The 12,549-nt window shown below is 69.8% G+C and carries 10 protein-coding genes; 6 read left to right on the top strand and 4 right to left on the bottom strand.

Annotation, left to right across the window (positions count from 1 at the left end; genetic code table 11):
• Window positions 1–50: 50 nt before the first annotated feature.
• Both OG884_RS26820 and hutI read right to left on the bottom strand, forming a co-directional pair.
• Window positions 51–902, bottom strand: coding sequence for a DegV family protein (locus OG884_RS26820; protein WP_326637368.1), 852 nt, complete (start codon window positions 900–902; stop codon window positions 51–53).
• A 58-nt stretch (window positions 903–960) separates the two neighbouring features.
• Window positions 961–2,169, bottom strand: a complete 1,209-nt coding sequence (hutI, locus tag OG884_RS26815; protein ID WP_326637366.1) for an imidazolonepropionase — start codon at window positions 2,167–2,169, stop codon at window positions 961–963.
• Window positions 2,170–2,970: 801 nt separating this feature from the next.
• On the opposite strand from hutI, the gene OG884_RS26810 reads away from it, so the two are divergent.
• Complete coding sequence (locus OG884_RS26810; RefSeq protein WP_326637364.1) at window positions 2,971–3,162, top strand: hypothetical protein; 192 nt, start codon at window positions 2,971–2,973, stop codon at window positions 3,160–3,162.
• Between the two features lie 44 nt (window positions 3,163–3,206).
• Window positions 3,207–4,784, top strand: a complete 1,578-nt coding sequence (locus OG884_RS26805) for a SpoIIE family protein phosphatase (RefSeq protein WP_326637363.1) — start codon at window positions 3,207–3,209, stop codon at window positions 4,782–4,784.
• A 78-nt stretch (window positions 4,785–4,862) separates the two neighbouring features.
• On the opposite strand, the gene hflX is transcribed toward OG884_RS26805, so the two are convergent.
• Both hflX and OG884_RS26795 read right to left on the bottom strand, forming a co-directional pair.
• The gene (gene hflX / locus OG884_RS26800) at window positions 4,863–6,230 is read right to left on the bottom strand and encodes a GTPase HflX (protein ID WP_326647000.1); all 1,368 of its coding nucleotides are present in this window, start codon (window positions 6,228–6,230) and stop codon (window positions 4,863–4,865) included.
• Window positions 6,231–6,465: 235 nt separating this feature from the next.
• Window positions 6,466–7,155: a DUF4097 family beta strand repeat-containing protein gene (locus tag OG884_RS26795; protein ID WP_326637362.1), complete on the bottom strand. Its 690-nt coding sequence runs from the start codon at window positions 7,153–7,155 to the stop codon at window positions 6,466–6,468.
• Window positions 7,156–7,385: 230 nt separating this feature from the next.
• Here OG884_RS26795 and aceB point away from each other — a divergent pair, with 230 nt between their 5' ends.
• The 4 genes from aceB to OG884_RS26775 all read left to right on the top strand — a co-directional run bounded on the left by aceB (window position 7,386) and on the right by OG884_RS26775 (window position 12,549).
• Window positions 7,386–8,972, top strand: a complete 1,587-nt coding sequence (gene aceB / locus OG884_RS26790) for a malate synthase A (RefSeq protein ID WP_326637360.1) — start codon at window positions 7,386–7,388, stop codon at window positions 8,970–8,972.
• 109 nt (window positions 8,973–9,081) lie between these two features.
• Window positions 9,082–9,678, top strand: coding sequence for a DUF1016 N-terminal domain-containing protein (locus tag OG884_RS26785; protein WP_326637358.1), 597 nt, complete (start codon window positions 9,082–9,084; stop codon window positions 9,676–9,678).
• Window positions 9,679–9,835: 157 nt separating this feature from the next.
• Window positions 9,836–11,293 (top strand): FAD-binding oxidoreductase, encoded by a 1,458-nt coding sequence (locus OG884_RS26780; protein ID WP_326637356.1) that lies wholly within the window; start codon window positions 9,836–9,838, stop codon window positions 11,291–11,293.
• A complete protein-coding gene (locus OG884_RS26775) occupies window positions 11,293–12,549 on the top strand; it encodes an FAD-binding oxidoreductase (RefSeq protein WP_326637355.1) in 1,257 nt (418 codons plus the stop codon). Before OG884_RS26780 ends, OG884_RS26775 begins: the two co-directional genes overlap by 1 nt.

The raw sequence follows: 12,549 nt of genomic DNA, 5'->3' as shown, positions 1-12,549 counted from the left end.
GGACGGGTTCCCGGACGTCGGAGAGGCGCGGGCCGGAGCGCCCGCAGGTGTCAGGAGTGCGGGAGGGAGACGGTGATGCCGAGCATCCCGGGGCCGACATGGGCGCCGATGACCAAGCCGACCTCGACGACTGCGACCTTGACGAGTGCGGGGATGCGCCGGGGCAGGCGCGCTGCCAGTGCCTCGGCACGGGCCGCGGCACCGAGATGCTGGACGGCGACCTCCACCGGGGCGGTGCCCGCCGCCTCGACCGCGAGGTCCTCAAGACGGGCGATGGCACGGCTCGCCGTACGGACCTTCTCCAGGGGAACGATCGCCCCATCAGAGATGTGCAGGATCGGTTTGATCATCAGTGCCGAGCCGAGGAGGGTCGCCGCCGCACCGATCCGGCCTCCCCTTCGCAGGTATTCCAGGGTGTCGACATAGAAGAAGCTGCGGATCGACTCCGCGCGGCGGCGGGCGGCGTCCGCCACCTCCGTCCGGGTCGCGCCCGCGGCGGCGGCACCCGCGGCGGCGAGGACGGGGAATCCGAGGCCCATGGCGATGGATCTGCTGTCGACGACGTCGACCGGAACGGGCGAATCCTCGGCTCCCGCGCGGGCGGCCTCGACCGTACCGGACATCTCCGAGGACAGGTGGATGGAGACGATGCCGGTCGCGCCCCGGGCCGCCGCCTGCCGGTAGGCGTCCGCGAAACGCCGCGGGGCGGGCCTGGAGGTCGTCACCGGGGCCCGCTCCCCGAGCATGTCGTCCATGCTCGCGCCGTCGGGCCACGCCGTGTCGTCGAGCGACCTGCCTCCCACGACCACCTGGAGCGGTACCACGATGATTCCCAGGCCGGAGACCTGCTCTCGCGGGAGGTAGGCGGTGGAATCCGTGACGACGGCGACCGGTGGCGACATGTCCAGAGGTTACTCGGAGAAGATCAGACGAAGGAGGCAGGAGGCAGGAACGCTGGACCTACTGGACAGGGGTGCCTCCGCGCCAGACCCGGCGGGGCTTGAGTCCGAAGGCCCAGGCGAAGGCGCCCTCGTGGTCGGCGTCCCACTGGACGATGTCGGCCAGGCGTCCGGGGGCGAGAACACCGCGGTCGGAAGCCCCGAGGACCGTGGCGCCACCGAGAGTGGCGGCGCGCAGGGCGTCGCCGACGCTCATCCCGAAGGCCGCCACCGCGAGGCTGATGACCAGCGACATCGAGGTGATGCCGCAGTGGCCCGGGTTGTGATCGCTGCCGAGGGCCACGGTGACCCCCTGGGCGAGCATCCGGCGGACAGGAGGCAGGCTGCCGCGCTGGAGGGCGGTTCCGGGGCAGACCACGGCGGGGACTCCGTAGCGGGCCAGGATCGCGATGTCCTCGTCGGTGGTGTGGTGGAGCAGGTCTGCGGAGGCGCAGCCGAGTTCGGCGGCGAGCTGGACGGCACCGCGGCGGGTGTAGGCTCCGGCGTGCACGCGGGGCTGCAGGCCGACGTTGCGCCCGGAGGCCAGGACCCAGCGGGCCTCCTCCGCGGTGAAGTGGCCCTCGTCGCAGTAGACGTCGACGCCATCGGCTCCCGCCGCCGCGGCGTCGGCGCACCAGGCGCCCACGGCCTCGACGTAGTCGCGCTGGCGGCCGAAGTATTCGGGCGGGACGACGTGCGCGGCCATGAAGGTCACGTGCACCCGCGGCATCATCGGCTCCTTCTCCAGCTCGCGCAGGAGCCGCACGTCGGCCAGTTCGCCGTCGCGGGTGAGGTGGTAGCCGGTTTTGGCCTCGATGGTGGTGGTGCCGCTGAGCAGCCAGTCCCGGAGTCGCTCACGGACACCGTTGCAGAGTGTCCAGGGGTCGGTGCCCCGGGTGACCGTCACGGTGGAACCGATGCCGCCGCCCGCCGCGGTGATCGCGGAAGGGGTGGAACCGCCGGAGCGCATCGCCATCTCGGCGTAGCGGTTGCCCGCGTAGACCGGGTGGGTGTGCGCGTCGATCAGGCCTGGGGTGACCAGCGCGCCACCCAGGTTCTCGACGTGGTCGACGTCGACGATGTCGTCGACGACGCCGGGCACACTCTGCGGCAGATCCGCGGCTCGGCCGACCCAGGCGATCCGGTCGTTGTGAACGAGGATCGCCGCGTTGCTGAACACATCGTTTCCGGTCCAGAGCCGGCCGATGTTGGTCAGAAGGCGGACCGTCATCGCATCACCGCCTTGTGTTCAGGGGAAGACGCTTGGAGGAGGACCGCCCCCGGACGGGGCGAGTCGCCCCTGACACTGCCGGGCACCGTGCCCTTCAAGCCCGCTGTGAGTCCGGACGGCATCGGGGGTCTCCTGCTCTCATCCGCTTATCTGTTGTGCGGCGACAGTATCGCCAGGATCATGATCGGGCGATTTCAGTTCAGTTACGTTATTTCACAAGTCGGCCCGTTGTACAGGCTAATTGGGAAGAACGCCGCCTCGCCGCGACCCTACCTCGCCTGCCGGCTCGACGATCACGCGTGGCGTTGAGCACCTTTCCACAGCTCAGACTACTTCTTCATCATCCGTAACAGTAGTCACCAGAGCAACTCGCGTCATAACATCTCGCTAGATTTGCCTTATGGTAGCAATCTAAACCCCGGTCGACCACTGCAGTTTTCGCGGCTTTTGTACGTTTTCGCGACCACAGTGCACCTCACCGAGCCGTCCAGCGCAAGCCCAGCCATTGAAACGCGATTCGCGATCAACGTAGGCTGGTAATCGGGAGCCCTGGGCCGTGATCCTTGACCGCCTCCGCATCGGCGGCGGGCGACTGCGGCACCGTGAGGGCACCTGGGATGGGGCCGCGACATTGACCCGACACTTGCCGACCGAAACCTCAGAAAAGGCCGTAAGCAGGACGCTCCATGTAGCCTTTCGTGCGAGTTGCCCGCAGGTCACACGCATAGGAGTTGCCTTGCCCGTCCACGCGGACGTCGGCCGGCGTCGCATTGAAGAACTCCTCCAGGCGACATCACCGCCGTGGAGATCGTCGACTCCTTCATCGGCCGGATGCCGGCCACCATCGCGGCGATCTTCCGTATGCCCGACGCCGAGACGATCGTCGTCGGCATGCGACCGACGGCGGCGATCACCCTCGTCGAGCCGAGCCTCTCCCCCGGTGGCGTGCGCACGGCGCCAGGCCCCGGAGGGAGCACACATGGTGATCTCTAGTGACCTCCTGCCGGAGGCGATCGGAAGCGTTCCTGGACACGCCCATGGGTAGCGGCGGGGCGACGGTGCTGGTCGTGGACGACACCCCGACCAAGCTGTACATCCTGTCGAGCTGGCTGCGCCGCTCGGGACACCAGGTCGTGCAGGCCACCGGCGGCATGGAGGCGCTCGCCAAGGTCAGGGAGCTCCAGCCGGACCTGGTCGTCCTCGACGTACGGCTGCCCGACATCAGCGGTTACGAGGTCTGCGAGCAGATCAAGGCCGACGCGGCGACGTCGTCGATACCGGTCATCCAGATCTCCGGGGCGGCGATCACCCCGGCCGACCGTGCCCAGGGGCTCGAACGCGGAGCCGACGCCTACCTGGCGGAGCCGGTCGAGCCTGACGAGTTCGCCGCGACGGTCGAGGCCACGCTGCGCTACTACCGCGCCCGGCAACGAGCCGAGCTGATGGCCCGGCGGCTGGCCGCCCTCACCGAGGTCACGCTCTCGATGAACTCCGCCGAGACGTTCGACGAGCTTCTCACCACGGCCGTCGAGGGGACCTCCCGGATCCTGGAGCGGCAGGCGGGCACGCTGGCCCTGCCTCCCGACGGCCGGACCCGCAGGTTCGTCGCCATGCCTCCGGAGAACGTCGCCGTCGCCAAGGTCGCGGCGCCGGAAACGCTGGACAGGTTGAGCGCGATGTCCCTGGGCGACTCCGCGGGCACCCAGGTTTTCACGGTCCCCACCGCCGACTGGATGGGGCTGATACCCGACGCGAAGATCGGCGGTGATGTCTCGGCCGTGGTCTGCCGCACCAAGCTGGGCAGGCCCCCCGTCTACCTCGGGGTGGAGGGGGTCCCGCCGCTCGACACCGACGAGTCCAACGTGCTGCGCCAGCTCGGCCAGGCCCTCGCCCTCGCCGTGGACGCGCTTCGGGCGTACGCCGAGGAGCACGCGATCGCCCTCACCCTGCAGCGCAGCCTGCTGCCGGCGCGGATCCCCGAGATACCCGGGCTCACGATCAGCTGGCGGTACCAGCCGGCGGTCGACAACGTCGAGGTCGGCGGCGACTTCTACGAGGTCCTGCGGCCGGACCACCGGGTGCTCATCGCCATCGGCGACGTCCAGGGACACTCGCTGCTGGCCGCCACCGTCATGGCGGAGCTGCGCCACGCACTGCGTGCCACCGTCATCGGCACCTCGGACCTCGGCACGTCGACGGCCCTGCTCAACGATGTGCTGCGGCGCTATCACCCCGGTATGACCGCCACCGTCTGCCTGCTCCTGCTCGACCCGGTGAGCGGGGAGATGGAGGTCGCCAACGCGGGGCACATCCCGCCCCTGCTCATCGCCGACGGCCAGGCCCGCTACCACCGCCTGGGCAATCTCCTGCTGGGCGTGACCGAGGAGAGCTACCGGGTCGACCGGGTGAACGTGCCGCGGGGAGGCTCGGTGCTGATGTTCACCGACGGACTCATCGAGGACCGCGACAAGCTGCTCGACGAGAGCCTGGAGATCGTACGGCAGCTGGCCGAGGGGGCGGAGGAGGACCTGGAGGTCTTCTGCGACCGGCTGATCGAGAGGTTCGGCGCGAGGGAGGACGACGTGGCGCTGGTCATGTTCCGCCGCGAGAGGTGAGCGGTCCGCGCGGCGGGGGAAGGCGCCACCGTCCCGCCGTACCGCTCCCCAAGGAGGCGGTACGGCGGGAGGAGTCGATCAGACGGTCTCGACCGGCTTGGCGGTCTTCTCCAGCTCCGCGAAGAGGCCGGGCAGGACCCTGGCGTGCAGGATCGTGCCGTCCTCGGTGTGCTCGATGCCGAGGACCTCACCCTCCCCGTGCACCCTGGAGATCAGGTCGCCGCGCTCGTACGGCACGAGAAGCCTGACCTCCTGGTCGAACCGGGGCAGCTCCCGCTCGATCACGGCTCTCAGCTCGTCGATCCCGGCGCCCGTGCGGGCCGAGACCACGACCGTGTGCCTTTCCCGCGCGGTCAGCTGGGCCAGCACCACCGGGTCGGCGGCGTCGGCCTTGTTGATGACCACGATCTCCGGAATGTCGCGGGCGCCCTCGATATCGGTGATCACCTCACGCACCGCGGCGAGCTGCGACTCGGGGTCGGGGTGCGAGCCGTCGACCACGTGCAGGATCAGGTCGGCATCGCCGACCTCCTCAAGCGTGGAGCGGAATGCCTCGACGAGCTGGTGCGGCAGGTGCCGGACGAACCCGACGGTGTCGGCCAGCGTGAACAGGCGGCCGTCGGGCGTGTGCGCCCTGCGGACCGTCGGGTCGAGCGTGGCGAACAGGGAGTCCTCGACCAGCACTCCGGCGCCGGTCAGCCGGTTCAGCAGCGAGGACTTGCCCGCGTTGGTGTATCCGGCGATGGCCACGGCGGGGACCTCGCGCTGCAGGCGTCGTGCCCGCTTGGTCTCGCGGGCGGTGGTCATCCCGCCGATCTGGCGGCGCAGCTTGGCCATCCGCTCGCGGATCCGGCGGCGGTCCAGCTCGATCTTGGTCTCACCGGGACCGCGACCGCCCATGCCGACGCCGCCCGCGGCACGCCCGCCGACCTGGCGGGACAGGTTGCCACCCCAGCCTCGCAGGCGCGGCAGGAGGTAGTTGAGCTGTGCGAGCTCGACCTGGGCCTTGCCCTCGCGGCTCTTGGCGTGCTGGGCGAAGATGTCGAGGATCAGCATGGTCCGGTCGATGACCTTGACCTTGACCGTCTCCTCAAGCTGGCGGAGCTGGCCGGGGCTCAGCTCACCGTCGCACACCACGGTGTCGGCACCGGTGGCGGAGACGATGTCGGCGAGCTCCTGCGCCTTGCCCGCACCGATGTAGGTCGCCGTGTCGGGCTTCTGGCGGCGCTGGATCAGCCCCTCCAGCACCTCTGAACCCGCGGTCTCGGCGAGGAGCTTGAGCTCCAGGAGGGAGTTTTCGGCGTCGATCGCCGTACCGGAGGTCCAGACGCCGACCAGGACGACCCGCTCAAGTCGCAGCTGGCGGTATTCGACCTCGGTGACGTCTTCCAACTCCGTGGAGAGGCCCACCACCCGGCGGAGCGCCTGGCGCTCGGCCAGGTCCATCTCGCCGGTGTCGAGCAGGTCGTCGAATCGATCGATGTCCAGCGGCTCACGAGTGTCTATGTCGTCGCTCCATTCAGATGGTGGGTCCGTATGCGTCCTTCTCATATGAGTGAACGCCCGACCACCCCGGGTCTCTTCCCTTCGATGGTGCCATGGGAACCGCTCCGTCATCACCTGGTTATCACCGCTCCGTCCGCCGACCGGCGCGGCCCTGATCTCAGGATCGGTACCGGGGTCAGGGGACCAGGACCCGGGCGTCGCCGGAGCCGGTCTTCAGCGTGATCTTGCGCGGTGCCGAGGGGTCCCTGACGACCTCCACGGTCTCGTCGCCGGAGCCGGTCTCGGTGGTCACGTCGTAGCTGCCCTTGGGAAGGTACGCGGCGACGTCGCCCGAGCCGGTCTTGATCTCCACCCTGTCGGGCATGGCCGCGAACCTCGCCTCGACGTCGCCGGAGCCGGTGTCGGCGATGAACTCCTTGGAACCCAGGTTTCCCGCCTCGACGTCGCCGGAGCCGCTCGCGGCGTTCACTCCCCCGGTCAGGCCGCGCAGCGTGATGATGCCGGAACCGGTGTCGAGCTTGGCCGTCAGGCCCGGCGGGACCTCGACCTTGTAGTCGACCGAGCAGCTCATCCCATCGCAGCTGTGACGCAGGGTGAGCGTTCCGCCGTCCACCGGGTGCTCGGTGGTGGGCCTGTCGCCGCCACGCCAGTGGATGGTCTCGGTCACGTGGACGGCCGGCCGGTCCGACTCGGTGACCACGATGTCACCCGAGCCCGTGGCGACGTCCAGGGCCGTCACCTTGCCGGTGACGTCGTAGGAGACGACGTCCTGCTGCCGGCCACGGAAGTCCAGGGCGAACTCGCATCCCGAGAGCATGAAAACCGCCCCCAAGAGCCCCCCGGCGACGAGCGTGTTCTTCTTCATGCGCTCATTCCTCGACTTTCCGGGAAGTTTCTTCCCGCTCGCGACTGGATCCGCCCTCTCCCGCTGCCGAGAGACGCTGATCCAACTGTCTCCGAGTACGTCCCCCGGATCATCGGGGAATTCCCCGGCCGAGCCCTGAGGAGAACCCTGCCTTTGACCGAGAACTGGCCGTCGAGTAGCGTCTATTCCACAATTCAGAAGTGATTTTCCACGATACGGAAAGAGGCCTCATGGACGGCGTTGAGATCAATGGCCCCGGCCAGGACCGCTTCGACGAGATCCTCACGCCGGAGGCACTGGCCTTCGTGGCCACCCTCCAGCGCGAGTTCGACGGCCGGCGGCTGGAGTTGCTCCAGGCCCGCCAGGCCCGCCAGGCGGAGCTGTCGGCGGGCGGCACCCTCGACTTCCTGCCCGAGACCAGGCACGTGCGCGAGTCCGAGTGGCACGTCGCCTCGCCCGCGCCCGGCCTGGAGGACCGCCGCGTGGAGATCACCGGCCCGGTCGACCGGAAGATGACGATCAACGCACTGAACTCCGGCGCCAAGGTCTGGCTGGCCGACTTCGAAGACGCCAACGCCCCCACCTGGGAAAACACCGTCAACGGCCAGCTCAACCTTCGCGACGCGCTCGACCGGACCATCGACTTCTCCGCCGGGGAGAAGAGCTATGCCCTCAAACCCGACACCGAGCTGGCCACCATCGTGGTCCGCCCCCGCGGGTGGCACCTGGAGGAGAAGCACCTCACCCTCGACGGAGCCCCGTTCTCCGCCTCCCTCGTCGACTTCGGGCTCTACTTCTTCCACTCGGCGCAGCGGCAGATCGCCAAGGGCAAGGGCCCCTACTTCTACCTGCCGAAGATGGAGTCGCACCTGGAGGCCCGCCTCTGGAACGACGTCTTCGTCAGGGCCCAGGAACTGCTCGGCATCACCCAGGGCACGATCCGGGCGACGGTGCTCATCGAGACCTATCCGGCCGCGTTCGAGATGGAGGAGATCCTCTACGAGCTCCGCGACCACTCCGCCGGCCTCAACGCGGGCCGCTGGGACTACCTCTTCAGCGTGATCAAGAAGTTCCGCACCCGCGGCCGCGAGTTCCTGCTGCCCGAGCGGAACGCGGTGACGATGACCGCCCCGTTCATGCGCGCCTACACCGAACTCCTGGTCAGCACCTGTCACCGGCGCGGGGCCCACGCCATCGGCGGGATGGCCGCGTTCATCCCCTCCCGTCGCGACCCCGAGGTCAACAAGATCGCTCTGGAGAAGGTCACCGCCGACAAGACCCGCGAGTCCGGCGACGGCTTCGACGGCTCCTGGGTCGCCCACCCCGACCTGGTGCCGATCTGCCGCGACGTCTTCGACGCCGTACTCGGGTCGCGGCCGAACCAGCTCGACCGCCTGCGCGAGGACGTCTCCGTCTCCGCCGCCGACCTGCTCGCGGTCGCCAAGACCCCCGGCGACATCACCGAGGCGGGGCTGCGCAACAACGTGGACGTGGCACTGCGCTACCTGGCCGCCTGGATGGGCGGGCTGGGCGCGGTCGCGATCCACAATCTGATGGAGGACGCGGCGACCGCCGAGATCTCCCGCTCCCAGATCTGGCAGTGGATCCACAACGACATCAAGCTCGCCGACACCGGTGCCGTGGTGACCAGGGAACTGGTCGAGCAGATCATCGACGAGGAGCTCACCAAGATCAAGGAAGAGCCCGGATACGACGAGGCCCTTTACGACCAGGCGACCGCGCTGTTCAAGGAGGTCGCCCTGGACGACGACTTCGCGGAGTTCCTTACTCTCCCTGCCTATGCGCGTATGCCATGACATGACCGGCCCGACGGTGAGGAATCCTCATCCCCTGACGAGGATTCCTCACTCCAGGCGGTCACCGGCGGCGGATGCGGAGGCCGGGCCGAGTGGATACTTTGCGTGCATGAGTGATGACAGGAACGGCGAGGGAGCCGGGCGGGGCGACTACGGATCGCTGCTCGACGCCGTCAAGCGCGAGATCACCGGTAGCCGGGGGCGGGTGGCCCTGCTCACCACCGATGCCGAGCTGATCCGGCAGTACTGGCGGATCGGCCGCCACATCCTCGAACGGCAGACGGACGATGACTGGGGCAGAAAGGCGGTACCCCGGCTCTCCATCGACCTGCGCGGCGCGTTCCCCGAGGCCATGGGCTACTCGCGGACCAACCTCCTCTACATGAGGGCGTTCGCGGCGGCCTGGCCGGACTCCGTCCCGCAGACGGGGCGGCCGATCCCGTGGGGCCACCACATCGTCCTGCTGGACATGCTGGACAGCCGGGCGACGAGGGAGTTCTACGCGCGCAAGACCGCGGACGAGGGGTGGGCCAGGGGCGTCCTGATCACGATGATCAAAGGCCGGCTCCATCTCCGCATCCGTCACTCACCGCCGGGCCCCGCCCGTACGTCACCGGTCCCCGAGTGCCGGTCGGCGCAGCGGGGGTTCGCCGGGCTCCTGGACGAGGGCCCCAGGCACGGCAGGAACGCCGGCGCCCCGCGCTGAGCGAGAATTGAAGACGAGGACGATGTCCTCGATCGGCCGATGGAGGCCGGACGACGACGGCGGACGACGGCGGACGACGGCGGACGACGGCGGACGACGGCGGACGACGGCGACGTCACTGTCGTCGCCGGGTCCCGGTCGCGCCGGAGGAGGAACGATGGCGACGAAGACGCTGGACGAATCGGCCCGCAGGTTCGAGGAGCTCCTCGGCCCCGGGTCGGTGATCACCGATCCCGTACGGCTGCGCACCTACGAATGTGACGGGCTGACCCACCATCGGGCCACTCCCGGCGTCGTGGTGCTTCCGGAGAGCACCGAGCAGATCGCGGCCGTGGTGCGGATCTGCAACGAGTACGGCCTGCCGTTCGTCGCCAGGGGCGCCGGGACGGGTCTGTCCGGCGGGGCTCTGCCGAGGACCGACGGGGTGCTGGTCGTGACCTCGAAGATGCGGCGGATCCTCTCCGTCGACGTGCCGAACCGGCGGGCGACCGTGGAACCGGGGGTCACCAATCTGGCGATCACCGAGGCCGTCCGCGACCTGGGCTACTACTACGCACCCGACCCCTCCAGCCAGCAGGTCTGCACGATCGGCGGCAACGTGGCGGAGAACTCGGGCGGCGCGCACTGCCTCAAGTACGGCTTCACCGTCAACCACGTGGTCGGCCTGGAGATCGTCACCCCCGACGGTGACATCGTCGAGCTCGCCGACGTCGGTCCCGGCTACGACCTGCTGGGCGCGTTCGTCGGCTCGGAGGGCACGCTCGGCATCGCGACCAAGGTCGTCGTACGGCTGAGCCGGCTTCCGGAGGCCGTGACGACGCTGCTGGCGGCGTTCGAGGACATCGAGCGGGGCGGGCGGGCGGTGTCGGCGATCATCGGCGGCGGCATCGTGCCGGCCGCGATCGAGATGATGGACGCCCTGGCCGTCGAGGCGGCCGAGGCGGCCGTGGCGTGTGCCTACCCCGAGGGTGCCGGCGCGGTGCTCATCGTGGAGCTGGACGGCCCGGCCGAGGAGGTCGCGCACTCCTTCGGCGAGGTGACCCGGATATGCCGGGAGAGCGGCGCGTTCGAGATACGGGTCGCCGACGACCCGGCGGAGCGGGCGGCCATCTGGCGGGGCCGCAAGTCGGCGTTCGCCGCGGTGGGCCGGATCAGCCCCGCCTACATCGTCCAGGACGGCGTCGTGCCGCGGACCGCGCTGCCCGAGGTGCTGGCGAGGATCGACGGGCTCTCCCGCGAGTACGGGATCAGGGTCGCGAACGTCTTCCACGCCGGTGACGGCAACCTGCACCCGCTGGTGCTGTTCGACGACGCGGAGCCCGGCGCGGGCGAGCGGGCGGAGATCGTCTCGGGAAAGATCCTCGATCTGTGCATCGAGCACGGCGGTTCCATCACCGGTGAGCACGGCGTCGGAGTGGACAAATCCCGATATATGACAAAAATGTTCTCCGACGACGACCTCGACACCATGCAGTTGGTGCGCTGTGCCTTCGACCCCCGTGGCCTGTCGAACCCGGGCAAGGTCTTCCCGACCCCGCGGCTGTGCGGCGAGGTTCCCGGGGTCCGCAAGGGCGTGCACCCGCTGGTCGAGTCGGGACAGGCGGAGCACTTCTGATGGAGGCGCTGCACGAGACGGGTGTGACGGTCCGGCCGGCGACCCCCGACGACACGGTGGGCGGGGTCCTGCCCCGCTGGGTCGCCCTGCCCGAGAGCACCGCCGAGGTCGCCGCGCTGATGCGCGTCTCGGCCGCGCACGACCTGGCCGTGGTTCCGGCGGGGAACGGCACGAAGCTCGGCTGGGGAAATCCCCCCGAGCGGTGCGACCTGCTGATCGACACCCGCCGCCTGCTTCTCGATAACGGATCGACGGTCGAGCACTCCTTCGGCGACCTCGTGGCACAGGTCGGCGCCGGACTCCCCCTCGACGTCCTCAACTCCACGCTCTCACGGTTCGGACAGGAACTGGCCCTGGACGGCACCCCGCGCGCCGGCACGGTCGGCGGCACACTCGCCACCGCGATCGCCGGCCCCCGCAGGTTCCGCTACGGCACCGCCCGCGACCTGCTGATCGGCGTCACGGTCGTACTGGCCGACGGCACGATCGCCTCCTCGGGCGGCAAGGTGGTCAAGAACGTCGCGGGCTACGACCTGGGCAAGCTCTTCACCGGCTCGTACGGCACGCTCGGTGTCATCACGGAGGCCACCTTCCGCCTCCACCCGATCCTCACCGACCGCCGCTGGATCACCGTGGAGCCGCACGCCTCCGGTGAACCGGCGTCCCCGGCCGGAGGCGGCCACGGGGCTGCCGCGCTGGTCACCGAGCTCGCGTCCGCCCTGGCCGAGCCGAGCGCGATCGAGCTGGAGTGGCCGGACCTCCTGGGCACCCCCACCGTGTCCGCGCTCGTCGAAGGGGTGGCGGCCGGTGCCCGGGCGGAGGCCGTGCGCCGGCTCATGGACGGGTACGGGAATGCGCTGATCACCGCGGAGGCGCCCGCCTGGTGGGCGGTGCCGCCCGGCGAGGACGTGCTGCTGGAGTTGCGGGTCCCGCCCGCCGCCGCGTACCCGGCGCTGCGGGCGGTCGCCGCTCGCGGGCTGCCCGCGCGCGTGCGCGGTTCGGTGGCCTCGGCGGTCCTGTGGGTCGCCCTGCCCGCCGACGTCGACGAGGCGGCCTTCGCCGGGTTCGTGACGGGCCTGCGCGACGACCTCCGCCGGCTCGGCGGCGCTCTGACCGTGCTCACCGCACCCGGTGAGATCACCCGCGGGGTGGATCGCTGGGGCCCGTCGGGCGCGCTGCCGCTGATGCGGCGGATCAAGGAACGGTTCGACCCCGGCCGGAGGATGTCCCCCGGCCGGTTCGTGGGAGGGATCTGA

This window comes from Streptosporangium sp. NBC_01755 (assembly GCF_035917995.1).
Lineage (GTDB): Bacteria > Actinomycetota > Actinomycetes > Streptosporangiales > Streptosporangiaceae > Streptosporangium.
The sequence above is the reverse complement of the archived record's forward strand: the minus strand, read 5'-3'. Positions and strand labels throughout refer to the sequence as shown.

Bases quoted from the DNA above. Each gene is read 5' to 3' on its own strand.
- OG884_RS26820 (WP_326637368.1), bottom strand. From the start codon at position 902: ATGTCGCCACCGGTCGCCGTCGTCACGGATTCCACCGCCTACCTCCCG.
- hutI (WP_326637366.1), bottom strand. From the start codon at position 2,169: ATGACGGTCCGCCTTCTGACCAACATCGGCCGGCTCTGGACCGGAAAC.
- OG884_RS26805 (WP_326637363.1), top strand. From the start codon at position 3,207: ATGGGTAGCGGCGGGGCGACGGTGCTGGTCGTGGACGACACCCCGACC.
- hflX (WP_326647000.1), bottom strand. From the start codon at position 6,230: ATGGACCTGGCCGAGCGCCAGGCGCTCCGCCGGGTGGTGGGCCTCTCC.
- OG884_RS26795 (WP_326637362.1), bottom strand. From the start codon at position 7,155: ATGAAGAAGAACACGCTCGTCGCCGGGGGGCTCTTGGGGGCGGTTTTC.
- aceB (WP_326637360.1), top strand. From the start codon at position 7,386: ATGGACGGCGTTGAGATCAATGGCCCCGGCCAGGACCGCTTCGACGAG.
- OG884_RS26785 (WP_326637358.1), top strand. From the start codon at position 9,082: ATGAGTGATGACAGGAACGGCGAGGGAGCCGGGCGGGGCGACTACGGA.
- OG884_RS26780 (WP_326637356.1), top strand. From the start codon at position 9,836: ATGGCGACGAAGACGCTGGACGAATCGGCCCGCAGGTTCGAGGAGCTC.
- OG884_RS26775 (WP_326637355.1), top strand. From the start codon at position 11,293: ATGGAGGCGCTGCACGAGACGGGTGTGACGGTCCGGCCGGCGACCCCC.